General features: G+C 46.5%; 10 protein-coding genes and 1 other RNA gene. 2 read left to right on the top strand and 9 right to left on the bottom strand.

Annotated features, from left to right (window positions below; genetic code table 11):
* Nucleotide 1 precedes the first annotated feature (1 nt).
* From ACMXI2_RS03750 to ACMXI2_RS03740, 3 genes are read right to left on the bottom strand one after another with little or no spacing between them, the layout of a single operon-like run.
* Nucleotides 2–3,199: a SusC/RagA family TonB-linked outer membrane protein gene (locus ACMXI2_RS03750; RefSeq protein ID WP_483780373.1), complete on the bottom strand. Its 3,198-nt coding sequence runs from the start codon at nt 3,197–3,199 to the stop codon at nt 2–4.
* A gap of 49 nt (nt 3,200–3,248) precedes the next feature.
* Complete coding sequence (locus ACMXI2_RS03745) at nt 3,249–5,108, bottom strand: FAD-dependent oxidoreductase (protein WP_483780372.1); 1,860 nt, start codon at nt 5,106–5,108, stop codon at nt 3,249–3,251.
* 20 nt (nt 5,109–5,128) lie between these two features.
* Nucleotides 5,129–6,349: a n-acyl-d-glucosamine 2-epimerase gene (locus ACMXI2_RS03740; protein ID WP_483780371.1), complete on the bottom strand. Its 1,221-nt coding sequence runs from the start codon at nt 6,347–6,349 to the stop codon at nt 5,129–5,131.
* 148 nt (nt 6,350–6,497) lie between these two features.
* Between ACMXI2_RS03740 and ACMXI2_RS03735 the strand changes: the two genes are divergently transcribed.
* Together ACMXI2_RS03735 and ACMXI2_RS03730 are read left to right on the top strand one after the other, a co-directional pair.
* Entirely contained in the window at nt 6,498–7,754 is a 1,257-nt protein-coding gene (locus ACMXI2_RS03735; RefSeq protein WP_483780370.1) for an ROK family transcriptional regulator, read from the top strand.
* 103 nt (nt 7,755–7,857) lie between these two features.
* Complete coding sequence (locus tag ACMXI2_RS03730; RefSeq protein ID WP_483780369.1) at nt 7,858–9,057, top strand: copper amine oxidase; 1,200 nt, start codon at nt 7,858–7,860, stop codon at nt 9,055–9,057.
* Nucleotides 9,058–9,162: 105 nt separating this feature from the next.
* Here the strand turns inward: ACMXI2_RS03730 and ACMXI2_RS03725 are convergent, their stop codons facing one another.
* The 6 genes from ACMXI2_RS03725 to rseP all read right to left on the bottom strand — a co-directional run bounded on the left by ACMXI2_RS03725 (nt 9,163) and on the right by rseP (nt 17,870).
* Nucleotides 9,163–10,227, bottom strand: a complete 1,065-nt coding sequence (locus tag ACMXI2_RS03725) for a hypothetical protein (RefSeq protein WP_483780368.1) — start codon at nt 10,225–10,227, stop codon at nt 9,163–9,165.
* 11 nt (nt 10,228–10,238) lie between these two features.
* Nucleotides 10,239–13,382 carry a TonB-dependent receptor gene (locus ACMXI2_RS03720; protein ID WP_483780367.1) on the bottom strand — a complete coding sequence of 1,048 codons (3,144 nt, stop codon included), beginning with the start codon at nt 13,380–13,382 and terminating at the stop codon, nt 10,239–10,241.
* A gap of 61 nt (nt 13,383–13,443) precedes the next feature.
* Complete coding sequence (locus ACMXI2_RS03715) at nt 13,444–14,460, bottom strand: FecR family protein (protein ID WP_483780366.1); 1,017 nt, start codon at nt 14,458–14,460, stop codon at nt 13,444–13,446.
* Nucleotides 14,461–14,557: 97 nt separating this feature from the next.
* On the bottom strand, nt 14,558–15,109 hold the full coding sequence (locus ACMXI2_RS03710) for a sigma factor (protein ID WP_483780365.1): 552 nt from the start codon (nt 15,107–15,109) through the stop codon (nt 14,558–14,560).
* A 977-nt stretch (nt 15,110–16,086) separates the two neighbouring features.
* Nucleotides 16,087–16,460: a transfer-messenger RNA gene (ssrA, locus tag ACMXI2_RS03705) on the bottom strand.
* Nucleotides 16,461–16,535: 75 nt separating this feature from the next.
* Nucleotides 16,536–17,870, bottom strand: coding sequence for an RIP metalloprotease RseP (gene rseP / locus ACMXI2_RS03700; protein WP_483780364.1), 1,335 nt, complete (start codon nt 17,868–17,870; stop codon nt 16,536–16,538).
* Nucleotides 17,871–17,889 lie beyond the last annotated feature (19 nt).

Here is a 17,889-nt window from a genome sequence, read left to right as displayed (position 1 = left end):
TTTAGAAAGTAATAGATGCACCGCCTGAATACATGCGCTGTTGCGGATAAAAACCATTGTTCACGTTCGGCATCTCAGGATCCAGGTATTTCAGCTTATCCCAGGTGATCAGGTTAAAGCCGGAGATATACAACCGTACCTGCTGCACTTTAGCCCTGTTCAGCCATCTCTTCGGAAGATTATATCCCAGCTGCGCGGATTTCAAACGCAGGTAAGATGCATCCCTTACCCAACCGGAATTGGCATGAGCGTTATGCGATGATAGAGAAGCTTTGTAAGCGCTTAAACGGGGATACTTTGCATCCGGGTTGTCCGGTGTCCATGAATCCTCCACCAGGTAATAGGGCGCGTTGCCATAGTTGTAAAAAGTTTTGGTAAAGGGCGTGTTATCATCTACGCCACTGGTTCCGCTGGAACCTTCATAAGTACCGGCCAGGCTGATGCTGGTCAGTGCAGCGCCCTGGAACAGCGCAGAGAAATCGAAAGCGCCATATTTCAGATCTATGTTCAAACCATAGGTAAGCTGAGGCATATTGCTGCGGCCTACAAAAGTCATATCGTCGGCGCGGGTAATACGGCCATCGCCGTTCAGATCACGGTATTTGAAAAAGCCCGGTGCAATAACGCCGCCGCTTGGTGAAGACCCATTCGCTGCTTCTTCCCAGGTCTGGTACATACCATCCACCACAAAACCCATTTTATCGCCGATGCTGCGACCCACGCGGCTTTGCCATGCAGGCAAACCGGTGCTTTCATTCAATCGCAGGATCCTGTTTTTAGCCCAGTTCATATTACCGGTAACACCGTACTGTAATTTACCGATGGTGTTGCGGTGTCTTATCTGCAGATCAAAACCCCTGTTGTCTACAATGCCATAATTCAGCACAGCAGGCGCGTAACCGCCCAGTGATAAGGGATACAGGCTACCAGGGCTGTCGAGGATATCGTTGGTGATTTTATAGAACCATTCAAAATCAAAGCCCAGCAACCCGTTCAGGAAAACGGACTCAAACCCTATATTGGTTTGCGTGGAGGTTTCCCAGCGGAGATTCACATTGGGCGGTGCGCTGGTATATAATGCAGCCGTAGGTTTGCCGCCAATCACAACCACCGGGTCTGTGGTTAACGAGAATGTTTGCAGGTATGCAAAACGCTGCGCCACATCATTACCCACGCGGCCTACAGATCCTTTCAGTTTCAGGTAGCTGATCGTTTTACTCAGGTTATCAAAGAAAGATTCCTTGCTGATTACCCAGCCTGCGCCCACGGCAGGAAATATTTCCCAGCGGTTGTTGCGCATAAAATTCACGGAAGCATCGTAGCGACTGGCCAGTTCCAGCAGGTATTTGTCTTTGTAGCTGTAATTGATACGCGCTACGGCGCCTGCCCGCGAATCATCGATATCACTGGAGCCTGTGGGAGAAATAAAATCTTCCGTAGCCTTGCTGCCATAGTTGATTTCCTGCAGATCTCTTAATGCAAAATTGCTGGCTCCTGTGGAAAACAGGCTGGACTTTTGCTGCGACCATTCGTACAACAATAATGCACTGATGGCATGATCGCCAAACTGGTTGGTATAAGACGCACTTGGCTGGAATGTTTTACGGTTATATTGTGTGTATGATTGTCGTAACGATGTTTTGGTGATGCCCGGCAAACTACTGATGGTGGTGTAATCGCCGCTCACCTGGTCGCGATAGCGCCCCATCACGGTATACGGCGTTAACCATCCTTTATTTTCCGTGCTGCTTTTATCATAGGCCGTCAGCAATTTTAACTCCAGTCCTTTTACGCCCGGCACTTTCACTTTAAAGGTCAGGTTGCCCTGGAACACATTGGTTTGTCCATTCTGGTAACCGGAGTTCTGCACGGCAGCCAAAGGATTTACCCAGCCGGCGCCGCTGTTGTAAGCAGTAGGTAAGCCGTTGGGAGCATACATCGGCAGGTTAGGCAACATACGCACCGCCTGGTAGAACGGGTTCATGTAAGCAGTATTATCCGGAGAAATACCGGGTGTGGCAGTGAGTTGCTGCCGCATGCCCAGGTCCACGCCTACCGATATCCAATCGTTCAATGCCGCATCCAGGTTGGAACGCACGTTATAACGTTTGAAATTGGTATTCTCTACAACACCCTCCTGGTCGAGCATACCACCGGATACGAAATATTTTACCTTTTCCGTACCACCGCGCACGCTGATGTTGTGATGCTGCGACATACTTGTTTTTCCCATTAGTTCACCCATCCAGTCGGTATTACCCAGCAGCGGATTGGTATTGGTGCCGTTCTTCAGTGCATCGATCTGTTCCTGCGTGTACACGTAGGGCACCGGATCTCCGCCGGTATGCGCGAGGTAGTCGTTGTCCATATCGGTTCCTTTATTATACCACGACATATAATCCGGGCCGTTGAGGAATTTTGGAACGCGGGTATTGGAATTGAAGGTAACGGAGCCATCATAGGTAACGGTTGGCTTCTGGTTTTTACCATGTTTGGTAGTAATGAGGATGATACCGTTGGCCGCCTGTAAACCATATACGGCAGTGGAAACGGCATCTTTCAATACGGTGATACTTTCAATTTCATCAGGGTCGAGGTTGGAAAACGAAGGACGCTGTACATTATCAATAATGATCAGCGGTCCCTGGTTGGCGCCATACGTGCTTACGCCGCGGATCCGCAGCGCAGCATCGTCAGCACCGGGACGGCCCGATTGCTGCAGCGCTGAAATGCCCGGCAACCGGCCGGCCAGCATATTGGTGATATTCATGGCCGGCGCTTTCTTCAGTTCTTCCCCACTGATCTGCGCTACCGAACCAATCACGCTTCCTTTTTTCTGCGTACCATAGGCCACTACCATCACTTCATCAAGATCTTTCAAACTCCGCTCCAGTGTTGCCTTTACCTGGTCGCCGGGCTTTACGCTGAGCGTAAGCGGCGTGTATCCCATCATGGAAATTACCAGCGTGGCCTTGTCTGATGTAAGCGGCAGTGTAAACTTTCCGTCGGTATCAGTGGAAGCGCCCTGGCCGGTTCCTTTAACAAGAACCGTGGCTCCCGGTACAGGAAGCCCGTCGGCAGAAGTGATGATCCCCGAAACCGTTCTGGTTTGGCCAAACGACGATAGCTGGCACGCGAGGAAGCATAAGAGCAGCCATACATATCGGCTGGATAATAAATAATGCCTGAATTGTTTCATAAACAATTACTTTGGTTAATAAAATGTGGTTACTGATACGAACTACAGGCTATTCCAGGTTTCCTGAAATAGTGACAGGCTTCTCAAAAGGATGAAGGTATTTGTCTAGCAATACAGCTGCCGCCAACCTGCTGAGATGTGGAGGCTCACTGCCGGAAATCCTGATGCCGGCGCTTTCCAGGTCATTCTTTACTTGTGGTATAGTTACAGGTGTTCCTGTTGCTGCAATAATCTTTACAAAATCTGCTATCGTTATCATATCACCCGAAGCAGCCCAATAAGTGTTCAGCAGGGGATAATAAGCGCGTAAACCCTGCACCAGTTCATACCCGCTAACAGGTTGCTGCGGATAAAACCAGGTTTGGTTGGCCCACATATAAGGCACGCCGGTTCCTTTAAGAATGCCGGTGGCGCCTATTTTCTGGACGGCGGCAAAATGAGGATCAGCAGGCGTTACATCAATAAATGGCATCAGGTAGCCGTTGGCATTCAGCAATGCCTGTTGTACCTGACGTACGGAAAGCGCCGCGGGTTGCAGATGCAGTTGTATACACAGCGCCGCCATCACGCCGGCCGCCTGCCCCAGCTGCAACACCACCGGTTGCAGGCGTGTAGCGCCATTCACAATATTACTTACGCTGATGCTTTTTTCGGCCACTATCAAACCCTCTACCCCCTGCGGAATCAAGCTACCCATCGGCACATTATAGGAAGGCACTTTTATCCTGACGAAATCTATCGCCGGCGCAGCCGGATTTTTCAGATGATGATGATCGATAGTATAGTCGCCTACGGCAACGCCCGTACGAAATAATGGTTGCGTGCTTTCATAGGGGTGCGCTACTTCATTAACGGTTAAGGTTACCAGCCCTTTCACTCTTCTCGATTCCCGGTGATAGGGTATCATGGGCAGTTTATCAGCAGTCGGAAATTCATCATCTGCCAGTCCCAGGTTATTATATCCTAATGCTGTTTGCAGATAGTAAACAAAACGAAGCGTATGCAGCTTCGCCTGCTTCCACGCCGCTTCCCTTTCTGCACGTGTGCTTTCAATCGCGTTGAGGTATAGGTCATTACCACATTTGGGCCAGTTGATCATGTATTTATTATGTGGCAATCGTCCGTATTGCATCATGCGGTAGCAGTTGTTCTGCGGGCTGTCGGATGTAGCCGGATCGCTTACATCGCAGCTGCATTGGAACACAGATGCATCGTAGCCTTCCGGCCGGGGAATTATTTTGCTGGCGTTTTTGCCATAATCTTTCAGCACTGCTACATAGGTCAGGTCCTGTATGATGTTGTTGGCCTGTGCAGGCGCTTGTTCTTCATGGGTATCCAGGCGGCTGTCCATCCCGATGCGATAGTGTGCGCCGGCGGCAGCCATCACATCTCCCAATTCGGTGGCATCGATGAGGATGGTGGCAGTGAGCACACGCAGGCGTTTCCCTTGTGTTACGGTAACCGTCCATTTACCGTTTTCTCTTTTTACAGATTGCCAGCGGGTGTTATACCATACCTGCAATTTTTTTTCTGCAGATGCCAGCTGCTGCAATACCTGGTTGCCAACATGCGGCTCAAATAAAGTATTGCTTACCCAGCCGGTGGCCACCGAATCCACGCCGCCATAATATTGGTATAACTGTTGCCTGAACTCGCCCCACAAACCGGCAGGCAAACGGTGATTACCATCAATAGCCGACACGCCGGCAGCAGTAAGCATCCCCCCCAGCCAGGTAGTTTCTTCTATAATAATCACTTCCGCTCCCATTCGTGCCGCCTGGATACCGGCAGTAGTACCACTGGCGCCACCGCCGATGATCAGCACATCCGTGCTGGCGGATTGCGCCCGGAGCTGCATACAGCCCGTCAATAATAAAACGAATATTATATACCTGATACTGGCGGTCATCTGGTTGATATTTTATAGTATTAAGACTGGATACGTTCCCATGTTTTCCATACCTGGTACAGCGCACGTGGTACATGAAAACATCCTTTCCATTTACCGCCTTTCAGCGTGAGCAAAGGCGCGCCCTGTCTGTTCAGGTAGCCGTACCATTCGCCGAATGCTACGTCTCTGAAATGCTCCCACACATAGGCATGTACTTTTTCAAACCATTGCAAACAGCGCTCATCACCGGTTAATTCATATCCTTTGGACAAGGCCACCAGTGCTTCCGCATGCACCCACCATAATTTCTGATCCCACTCCAGTTGCTGCGGCGGGTTGCCGAGGATATCCATAAAATAAAAAATACCGCCAAACTCCTGGTCCCACCCGTATTCCAGGGTATGCAGCATAATGTCGCAGGCTTTGCGTATCAATGCAGTATCGTTTAACCGCACGCCCAGGTCCATGATAAACCACATGGCTTCAATAGCATGACCGGGATTTACAAGACGGCCTTCGAAGCTGTCGGAGAAACGGCCATCGGCATATACATTTTCCAGGATCAGTCCACGGGCAGGCTGGTAAAACACATTCATCACTTCATGGATCACCGGCGGGATCAGCTCATTCACCTGCTGTGCGCCCAGTAAATGCTCCAGTTCGAGCGACAGGTTGCACAGAATCATAGGCAAACTAAACCCTTTCAGCGCGCGGGTGCCTGGATATGCTTTATTGTATTGGCCTTTCCAGTTATCTTTTCTTCGCAGGATGTTTTCAAAAGTGGATACAGCTATTTCCTTGTAGCGGTCGTTCGGCAATGCTTTATCCAACGATGCAAACGCCATAGCAGCAAAACAATCACTAAAAATATTATACGGTTGTGTTAACGGCTTTCCGTCTGCTGCCAGGGAAAAGTACCAGTTACCGGAAGCGTCCCGGCCATATTTTTCCATAAAGTCGGCGCCATGCAATGCCATCTGCAGCCATTCTTCTTTTGGCGACACGTGATTATACATGTAACTGAAGCACCACACTTCCCGGCCTTGCAGCCACATAAACTTATCGGTATCGAATACCCGGCCATCCCTTTGCAAACAGGTAAAGTAGCCGCCGTTCTTTTCATCTTTGCTATGCTTCATCCAGAAAGGCAGCACATTGTCCAGCAGTTCCTGGCGGTACTGCCCTGCATAAGAGCTATGCAGGGATGCCGCCGCTAATGTTTCCGGTGCCTGGCTTTTATTCTGTAGATCACTCCTCATAAATAACGCTATCTTTGTAATTTATTTTACTTTCGTTCGTAAATTTATAAATTAAATTATTAATTACATAGAACTTCGTAAAAATATTTTTTTAAAACAAAGTAACACGGTTACTTTTCACTAAAATCAATTCATTTATCTTAGAACAATGAAAAAAACTGATCCAATGCAATCCCAGGTGAATCAAAATATCTTTGATCTTTTTTCTGAAGAAACCATTTCGGGGGTGGCTTATAAGAATAAATCGCTGAAACGGGCTATCATTAACCATCTCGATAAAACCGGCAACGCTACCATAACAGATCTGACACTTGCGCTGAACATCAGCGTACCCAAAACCACCAGTCTAATTAATGAGCTGATAGGCGACGGCCTGGTAAAAGATGAAGGCAAAGTAGATTCAAAAGGCGGCCGCCGCGCCAATATATACGGACTGGTAGCGGAATCGGCCTTTTTTATAGGAATAGATGTAAAACATTATCATGTGAATATAGGGCTGCTGGATTTCAAGAAAAACCTGGTGTCAGATGAAATGCAGGTGCCTTACCTGCTGGCCAATACGCAGGAGTCCTTTGATCATCTCATCCGGATCATCCAGGGATTTATCAGCAACCTGCCCGCTGCACACCGGAATATCCTGGCGCTCTGCGTAAACCTCTCCGGCCGTGTGAACAGTGAAAACGGCTACAGTTACAGCTTCTTCCATTTTCATGAAGAACCGCTCAGCGCCATCATTGAAAAGATCACCGGCATACGCACCTACCTGGAAAACGACTCCAGGGCAATGGCATACGGGGAATTCCACAACGGGATTGTGCGCGATGAAAAAAATGTACTGTTCGTAAACCTCGACTATGGCATTGGTCTTGGGATCATGATCGACGGCAAAATATACCGCGGCAAATCAGGCTTCGCAGGCGAAATGGGCCACATTCCGCTGTTTACCAATGAACTTATCTGCCACTGCGGCAAAAAAGGATGCCTGGAAACCGAAGCATCCGGACAGGCGCTGATAAGGATGTTCAAGGAAAAAATTGCGCAGGGCTCCGGCTCATCGCTGCAGCAGGACAATAAGTTGCCGGAACCCCTTCACCTGGCAGACATTATACAATCCACCCGCAACGAAGATGTGCTCTGTATTGAACTGGTAGCCGGTATCGGCGAAAAAATCGGTCGCGGCCTCTCCGTGCTCATTAATATTTTTAACCCTGAGCTGGTAGTATTGGGCGGCATCCTCTCCCAAACCGACGAGTATATCCGTCTCCCTATACGCAGCGCACTGAATAAGTATTCCCTCAGCCTGGTGAATAACGATACGCAACTACTGATGTCCAAACTAAAAGAAAAAGCCGGCATCATAGGCGGCTGCCTGATTGCCCGAGACAAACTCCTCTCCGTTCAATGATGTTTTTTACAGATAATATTCTTTTGTTTATTTGTTTCTTAATTTTTTTATTAAGTTTGTCTTAATTGATAAAAAATATTATCTATCTCTATTAAATAACATCATGAAAAAATTATTTACACGTTCCAGGCGGCTAACCATGCTCTTTATCAGCAGCCATCTTGTACTTACTTTGCCTGCCGCAGCACAAACAGTACCGGCAGAAATCCGGCAAAAGCTGCTGACCACCAAACAGGGCAGCATTGTAGAACTGCCTGGTATCCTGAATGAACAGCTGCCAAAGATCAACTATGAGAAGATCGTTTTATCAGGCCCGCAATATATTATTTCGGATGATCCGGAATACATCCGCGTGCCGGAAGCCATTGCACTGAAAGAAAAAGTAGCGCCAGGCACAGTACGGCTTTATGTATATAATGTAAACGGCGTGAAAGAACCTGCTAAGATCACCACAAAAATTGTAGCGGTGATAAAAAATACCGGCGCCGCACCCATGCATATCCGTATGCTGAAATATTCTTCCCAAAAGCCCAGCGCCAGCTATTTCCAGGTAGGTAAACAAGGACTGGCAGACTATTTTGCCGCTACACCGCAAACCGAAGTCCGCACCATAGCACCCGGAAAAATCCTGGCCATTGATCCTGCACAGGAAAAATACCAGGTAAAATATGATGAACTGGTGCATGGCCTGTATGATTTTGTGATAGACCAGCCAGGCGAGATCAGTATTGTGCAAACAGCCCCCGGAACATCCATTGCCACTGCCCTTGCACGCGCCAGCGTACTACCCTCCAAAATCCAGAGCGGCGCAGGCCGCGGCCTTTTTGGCGTAAGCAACTATGAAGTGGTTTCCAACGATACCATCGACACACAGAAAGGCATCGTGCAAATGGTGATGGCCGACGGCGAACAAGACCCCTGGGTACTTGGCCGGGAAGGCACCACGGGTAAAAGAGCCACCCTGGCCGGCAACTACGGCGTGATGTACAACGTGGAACTGAAATGGAAAAGCAACAACGGACAAGGTCTCGCGTTGGTAACCTGGAACGCCCGCAGCGATAATAACCAGTGGTGCGGCGGCATGGCCAATACCATGATAGTGAGCAAAGGAAAATTCAAAGAAGGCATCATTCAATTGCCATCAGATCGCCTTATCACCAAAAAATCACCGGAAGCTATTTTAGTGCAGGTATTCCCGCCCGCCGCAAACGGAGAAGTGCAAACCATTCATTTCACCTATTCACCTCCAGGCGCTTCCTGTTTACCAACACCATTAATTTTTATCCCTGTAGATATGAAGTAGCCTACCTAATATAAAGATGGTCAGAATTTGAAGTGCCCCCAAAAGTGTCTGACTTTTTGGGGGCACTTCAGCTATAAACTTGAAAATCTTCCTTAACCATCATTACTAAAGAAATATCCGGTAGGCAAAAAATACTTTTATTTTATATTCAGGACTGGCCGGAGCAAAATCGGTATACGTATTCAGGTCAACTTCTTTGCCTTTATATTCAATACTTCCTTTGGCAAATTGATTGGTATAAAAATTATCCAGCGTGATAATGGTAGTATCAGAAGGTATAATAAAATCTCCGGCAACAGTGGAATAGTAAATGGGAAAGTCTGTATTAATACTGGTGAAAGGCCAAAGATATTTACCTTTGCCTTTGTTGGTATTAAAGGCAGTAACGTTTTCAGGTGACCAAATGGCAGTATGCCATCCACCGGAGAATTGTCTTCCATCGTTATACGAAAACATGGCTCCTGCCCAGCCACCGTCGAAGGCCTGACCGTAAGGCCTTATAACCCATTGGCCATCCGGTGTTTCCAATATGCCATTTACTTCAATTTCAAAATGATTGTATAAAATAGCGAACTCCCCGTCGGTGATCAGTACTTTTCTGGAAGTATCAGCCTTATCTACTATCAGCAATGTATCAATAAATCCGGTAATAAGATGTGTTTTCCGGTTCATGGAATCAATTTCCATCACAAACGTAAAACTGTATTTAGCAGTATCGTTGTCAGACACTACGTTGATTGGATTCGGATAGCCCGCAAAAAAGGAATAAGGTTGAGAATTCCATCCAAATAATTCCACGAGCTGTGGTGTGAGTATGCCGGTTTCGGCCCGGTTGTTCCGTACAATATATTTACCTGCGGAAACATATCCTGAATCATTTAAGGGTAATTGAATTTCCAGCGACTCCCGGTCGTTTAATTTGGCCTGCAAACTAAAGGATGGCGGCAATGTCCAGTTTAATTTTTCGGCCACCATTTGGGTACTGTAGGTAGAATCATGGAAATGCAGTTTAAAGGCCAGGGTGCTGTCGGGATTGATATCGACGGTGCGAGGTGGTGCCGGTTCATAGATCGGAAATTCAAATGATTTTTCCATATTCATTTTCTTACAGGCTGTAAATATTCCTGAAAGGGCGAGTATAAACAGTGTTATATATTTTGTAGTTTTCATGTCGGGGACATTTAAAGTTTAATACCTATGCCTAAAGTGAAATAAGCCCGCTCGTACCAGCTTTGGTAGCGGTTGTCATGATCCAGAAGGTAGAGCGATTCACCGTCATTCTCTATCATATCGAATGTGCCGTCACGGTTCATATCCTGTGCAAAAACAAAACGGCTGTTCAGTATATTCTGGACACCACCTTTCAGCTCCAGTTCCTCAGTGATAAGTTTAGAAAAGGTAAAGTCAAGAGAATGGCGCGGCAATTCCCACACGGTAGCCAGCTGCTGTGTACCTATTGCTGCGATCCGCTTGCCAATGACATTATAAGATACGTTCAGCTTTAACCCCAATAGATCATCGGTATAGTTTATTCCTGTATTAATCAGGTAAGGCGACTGCCCCATGAGGGGGCGATAATCAACGAATTGCTGGTCCCGTTGTGCCTTACCCAGCTCCAGCCGGCTAAAGACATAAGAGGCATTGAACAACAGGGAAAGTTTCTGCAGCTGGCCAGATAGCCAGCCACTCCCGGTGAAGTACCGCCCCAATCCGAGCATCACATCCAGTTCAGCTCCATAGTTACGTGCTTTTTCAGAATTCTGCCACCTGTAAGTTACCCCGGAAGTAGAGGCAGTACCGTATAGCTCATAAGGGTTCGTTATTTTTTTATGGAAAAGCGCCAGGGTGATCATCTCACCTGGTCCGGGATAATGTTCCAAACGAAGATCTATGTTGTCAATATCGGCCTGGGGCAATAGGTTGGGATTACCGTATACATAGCTGTTATTGGCCATATCGTAATAATAGATGGCGCTGATCTCCCGGAACTCTGGTCGGTTCAGGGTTTTGTAATAAGCCGCCCTGATAAGTGTATTCCGGGTGAGATTATAGCTCAGGTTAACCGAAGGCAGCAGTGATGTTTTTTGCAGGTTGAGCAGTATCGGGCCGGCACCGGCCCCTACTGCATCCCGTGAGGTGGTGCCCATATGCTGCAGGTTATCTTCTATCCTTAGTCCGCCATACAGTTTAAACTTTTTCAGAAAGGGTATTTCGGTGGCCAGGTAACCTGCCTTTAACTTATTGAATGCCTCGTAGGTATTAAATCCAGCTTCGGCCCCACCAGCAATGGCAGCATCGATATGGGTAAAGGATATGTACGAAGCGGATTTGGTTTTATCTTCCCAGTAAAAACCGGCTTTCAGCATGGGCCGAAAATCGCCCATGCTTACTTTCTGCTCCAGATCCAGTCCCCCTGTTTTTACACTTTCTGTTCCATTCATGTAAACACGTTGATCTCTTCCCTGTGTACCTAAACCAACAAAATTTATAACCCAGGGCTTCCAGTCCACTGTTCCCGCACTGGCGCTATGGGTACGCCTGCGCTCATCCGGCGCATAAAAACTGCTTTTTGTATAACCTGCCAGCCAGTTGATTTTGGTAATGCCCCCAAAGAGTTCATGGCTGCCATTTAACTGCCCGGTATAAATCCCTCTGTAATCATTGGTCAGCACAAACTGCTCCAGATTATCTCCCGGAGGAACACCCACTTCGGCCATCCCATCAAAGGGCATATAACCTTTCCGGTACATATACCGTGTACTTCCCAGATGGGTATAAAGATTTTTAAAAGAAAAGTGGTGCTGCTCACCTATATCCAACGATACATTGACCAGGCCGTTCAGTCGAACATCCCGATCGTACCATTCATCCACCGCATTGATAAGCTGCACGCCACCCAGAGTACCTGCTGCGTTGGATTGGCCTCTCGGATTTCTATACTGCCTTTTATACTGTTTAGTTTGGGAATAACCCAGTCCACCCACTACCCCTAAGCGGGTTTTATTGGATAACAAAATCCTTCGGGCAACATCTATACTCAAACGCTGGTCAGGAATGGCCGTACCCTTTTTTTCCGCTTCCCAGTTTTTGTTAAACTTTTGTGTTGCCTCCATTCTGGTGGCAAAATCAGCATCATAAGGCACATAACCCACCGGCCTTTTATACATACCATCATCATACCCCAGCCAAGCATATTTTCCATCCTTTTGGCCATAAAAATCCTTGAAGGTAGATGCAGGACGGTAAGAAGACGAATAATTAATATTGAGACTGTTCTTTACTGGCACACCTGTGGTATACACCTTTACCACACCTCCGGCAAAATCACCGGGTAGTTCAGGCACTGCCGTTTTATACACCATAATACGATCTACCATCCCGCTGGGGATAATATCAAAACTAAAGGCCCTGCTGTCTGGCTCAAAGCTGGGGGCAATTACGCCGTTGAGCATCACGGTATTATATCGCTGCCCCATCCCCCGGATTACTATAAAGCGATTTTGCATTACACTTACCCCTGGTATACGGCGCACTACTTCTGCCGCATCCCTGTCCTGGCTTCGGGTAATTTGTTCTTTGGAAATTCCGTTTACAACAGCATCTGCTTCCCGTATTTCATTTACTATGGCGGCATTGGTGCCAGTTTCTTTCAGGCGCCGGGCAGATACTGTAACAATACCCAACTGTCCTTTTTCTCTTTTCAATGGAATGTTAAGGCTAAAGGTTTCACCATCTCTGATGATGATGTCCGTAACCTTTTTAACACCATAGCCTACAGAACTTATTTCCGCTTCGTATTTACCTTTCGGCAGGTGAATGATAAACGCACCATTTTCATCGGTGGTAACGCCTTTGTTGGCGATTCGAATCGTTGCCCCGATTACCGGTTCGCCATTTTCTTCATCAATAATTTTCCCTGTGATCTCCCCAGGGCCTTTTTTAGGGTCGGGGAAAGGTTTTCGCCGGATAATATACGCGCCACCGCTGATCACAAACTCATACGGAGTACTGCGCAAAGCGGCTTGCAACGCCTGGGCAACGGATACCTTTTCGGCTTTTACAGATACTTTGGTTGTAGCATCCACGGCTTCCTCACTGTAATTAATCACCACATTGCCTTTCTGTTCAATTTGCCGGAATATTTCTTTCAACGAAAGCTGCTCAGCAGAAAGGGTGATTATAGGGGATTTTACTTGTCCTTGCACCGGTGGCAAAGCCAGCCCCCCCAGCGAAAGAACCAACAGGCATAAGCGGATTAATTTGTTTCGGCTCAGGGCATAAATTCCCCTGCACGGTTTGCTCCGTGTTTTTGTACATTTGTTCATTGCATGGATGTATTTAGATTGTACATCTTTGTCTGCACCCTGTTCTGAGCAGGGTGTTTTTTTATTGAATAATTACGGTGTTGTTATTTATGGTATAGCGTAGTTTGCCCATCAGTTGCAACTGTTCCATGATCTCTACGATGCTGTTTTTCCGGAAAGTGGCAGAGAACCGTTTCGTTAACAGGACGGAATTTCGCACCTCAAAATTTACGGGATAACCATGTTTTAATTGTTCGGTAATTTCCTGTAACGTGGCGCCCCGGAACACATAGACTCCTTCCAGCCAACCAAAGGCACTCGTTGTATCCATCTGGCTTTGATGAAAACGACGCGCTGCTTTGTCCAGTTTCGTCCGGTGGCCAGGTAAAAGATATACAGTACTTTCTTTTTGCGCAGGATTGCTCACTGCAACCTTACCAGTGCGGACACTTACCGTTCCCGTCGCTTCCTCTTTATAATCCCTGACACTAAATGAAGTGCCCAACACTTGGACATCCAGGTTGCCCGTATGCACGATGAAAGGTTTGGCAGTATCTCTGTGAACATCAAAAAAAACTTCTCCTTCGTCCAGGAATACTTCCCGCTGCAAATCCGTAAAAACTTCTGGTATCCGTAACGTGGTACCGCCACCAGCTGTGATCACACTACCATCAGGCAGGTTGATTCGTATTTTCTTCCCGTTGTCCACCTGTACAGTTTTGTAGGATACGGTTAACGCTGCAGGTGCAGTATCCTTGCTTTTATCCATAGTACGGGTAAACAGCAAAGTGGATACAACCAATATGGCTGCTGCACAGGCAACTCTAAACTGCCACGGAAAAGCAGGGAGTTGCCTGATCCTGGCAGGCTGGTTTGCAGTAACCGGCCGCAACTGCCGATGCTTTTGCAGCGCCACTTCTATTTTTTCAGTGGGAAAGACCGCCCCCTTGATTTCCACCCATTCTGAATACGGGTAAAGAACTTCCAGTTCCTCCGTGGAGACCAGTTGAAGACTTTCTAATAACGCCTGCTGTTGAGCGGGCAATAATTCCCCGGCGTAATAAAGAAGTATCTGTTGACGAATGGCTGTCTGATTCAATTGACAAGTGTTTATATAGTAAAGCATATAAACCGGCCAATGTGGACAGGTAGGCGGGTTAAGGAATTGTTACCAAAAAATCTGAGAAGACAATATTTCAAAAGAGAGAGAAAAAGAGGCTGGTCAGTTTAGACCTAAGTATTTTGGAGACACTATTAACATGCCGCATCACAGTTTTAGCCGATACGCCCTCTTGCTCCGCAATCTTGCGGTAGCTAAGCCCTTTCTCTTTGTTGAGCAGGAAATATTTTGTTTTAACTGGTTCTATACCGGCAAGGGTCGCAGCTACCATCATCTCTTTTTCACCAAAAGTAGAGTTGGGTTCCACCGGCAATAGTTCTTTTTTATCATTAACTACTGTAAACGACATCTTTTCCTGTTGCTCCTTTAATAGTTTCTGGGTGTGTTGATAAAAATGATGCCGGGCAATAGTGAACAGGTAATACAGTGTTTCTTTTTCTGTCAACGGCAAAGCCGTCTTCTTCTCCCATAATTGCAGGTAAATATTCTGCGCAATATCTTCCGCCACCTCCAACTGTCCGCTTACTTTAGCAAGATAAGCCAATACACGGGAATACGTATTTCGAAAAAGCAGGTCAAACCGCTTTTCTTCATCGGTGTTGTATACCCGCTGTGATACATTACTCATAGGTTGCTAAATAACTCGAACAAAGGTATTAAAACGGATGGACTAGTAATGATAGACAAACGTTAATGAAATGGTTAACGGTATCGCCAGCTGCGAAAAGTAAACACGAATGGGAATAGTCCACAGGTTTTCAGGGGAATACCATACTATTTTGCTAAATGTTATCTAATTATTAAGAATGTATGACCATTCCTAATGATTGCTCCGTGCATTGCTGTTTAAAGCTATCAGGCTTTTAACATAAAAGCCAGGACCAATGCTTTTAAAAATGGCAGGGGCAGGAAGTCAGTTTTCAAATATCTTCTCCCCCTGAACACGAAAATTATTCTCTTTCACAAGATACCGGGCAAAAAAAATCATCACCAACAGTACTTTTTCAGGGAGAGAGGTGTATTTCTACACGGTCAAAGCTATCGAGAGAGGTGGAGGAATTAGCCATGATGTCAAGAAACATTCAATATCTATTCCCCTATGGTATACTTGTGGTAGTAATCGAATTGATATAAATGGTTTTTCAGTCCCTCTGAAGTGTAATTAGGTTGAGCAAAACTTATCTGCTGATCTATCATCACATTTGGATAAACTTGAAGAAAAACTCCTCGATGAGTCCCTCAGATAAAGAACAGTTTAGAACATTGGTAAACAAACTGAAGATTAATTCTGCAAAGCAATGCAAAGACATTATTGCATATTTCCGAAAACTGTCTGAAGTCATCTTAGACCAGGCAATCGAACAAAAGCTCTTTCATTCCACATTACAGTGTTCGATTTTCGCAAACTCCCAAGTATACATAGGCCTTGTTAAATATTTCCTATCGCAGATTCTTTAAGAGATTATTGGTATTTACGAAATTCAGAGCATAAGACTGAATGGGCAATTGATTGGTTTTCATCACAAAATGTGAACACTAAAAAGGCAGCTCATGACGAACTGCCTTTAATTTTTTTGCTACTTCCTGGTACTACCAGTTTTAAAAAAGTGGAGATGGCGGGAATCGAACCCGCGTCCAAACATATTCGCCGAAAGCTTTCTACATGCTTATTTACGCATTGTTTTGTCGGGATCTGGCAGGGGCGTAACAAACCAACCATCTCCTTATCCGTTGTAGCTTCAGTATTCACTCACAGAAACCATGAATACCTATCCCTATGGGTTTATGATTCGGCGGCGGAAGTCGCATAAGGCAACAACTTCAAGCGGCTATAATGGGTGTCTAATTTATAATTAGGCAGCCATGGCGTAGTTAGATTCGCCAATTAGAGTTTGAATATTCAGATTATCGTGCTAATTATCCAACGCACGGCATGCTTACACTCTCAAAGATCTATGCTGTCAAAACCAGGCATCCCCCTGTAAAACAGTTTACAAAGATACTATAAAAAACTGGCATTTGATCATTCATCCCGATCAAATGCCAGTAATATTTTAAAATAATCCGCTCAGCAGGTTTCTCCACACATCCAGTCCGTTTGCAAACAACAGCAAACTAAACAGGATCAGCATACCCACAATTTGCGCGTACTCCAGGAACTTCTCACTTGGCTTGCGGCCTGTAACGATCTCGTACAGCAGGAAAAGCACGTGGCCGCCATCCAGCGCCGGAATAGGCAGGATATTCATGAAAGCCAGTATAATAGACAGGAATGCAGTCATCTCCCAGAACATCTGCCAGTCCCACGCATCAGGGAACAGTTTGGCGATGGACATAAATCCACCCAGCGACTCGCTCACCTTTACTTCTTTGGAAACAAAGATCAGGCGAAGCTGCTGCACATATTTTACAAGTTTGTCGATGCTCTTGTGAAAACCGGCCGGGAAAGATTCGAGGAAAGTATACTTCTTTACTTTATACTCAAAAGGATCTCTTGGATATACACCAAAGGTGCCTTTGTCGCTCAGTTTTGCGGCCAGGTTCAGCGTATCGTTGCCGCGAACCAGGGTCACTATTACATTTTCATTCTTGTGCTTCCTGATCTCGGTTGCAAACTCCTGATAGTACGGATACGCCGCGCCATTGATAGCAATAAGCCGGTCGCCGCTCTTCACGCCTACCCTGGCAGCAGCAGATCCCGGAAGGGTGCTATCGGCAATATAGGGGAACCGGGGCATGGCAAAAGGCGCTTTCTGCTTCAGCAGCTGCCTGGTAAAGCCAGCCGGAATAGGAAGATCAAGGGTTTTGCCATCGCGTTCTACCTGGATGCTTTTGGCTTCCGACAGGATTACGTCTCCTGGGATTGCCTCAAAGGCTTCCACATGATGGTGATCAATGGTAACGATCTTATCACCGTCTTTCATACCAATGCTGCGGGCCAGGGAATCTGTTACCACACCATATTTTGCGGCAGAAGTAGGCAGGTAGGTTTCCCCCCAGTGCCATAAGATCATTGCATAAATAAAGAACGCAAGAACAATATTTACGGTTACGCCGCCGATCATAATGATCAAACGCTGCCACGCTGGTTTGGCACGGAACTCCCACGGCTGCGGGGGCTTTGCCAACTGTTCTTTATCCATACTCTCATCTATCATTCCGGATATCTTTACATATCCTCCCAACGGCAGCCAGCCGATGCCATACTCTGTTTCACCCTTCTTTATTTTGAAGAGAGAGAACCACGGATCAAAGAACAAATAGAATTTTTCCACCCTGGTTTTGAACAACTTGGCCGGGATAAAATGGCCTAACTCATGCAACACTACCAAAATAGAAAGTGACAGTAACAACTGTCCGGCTTTCACCAATATTACCTCTGTAGTCATTTAATTGTTTCTGCTTTAA

The organism is Chitinophaga sp. G7 BAM 1005 (assembly GCF_057126945.1).
The sequence above is the reverse complement of the archived record's forward strand: the minus strand, read 5'-3'. Positions and strand labels throughout refer to the sequence as shown.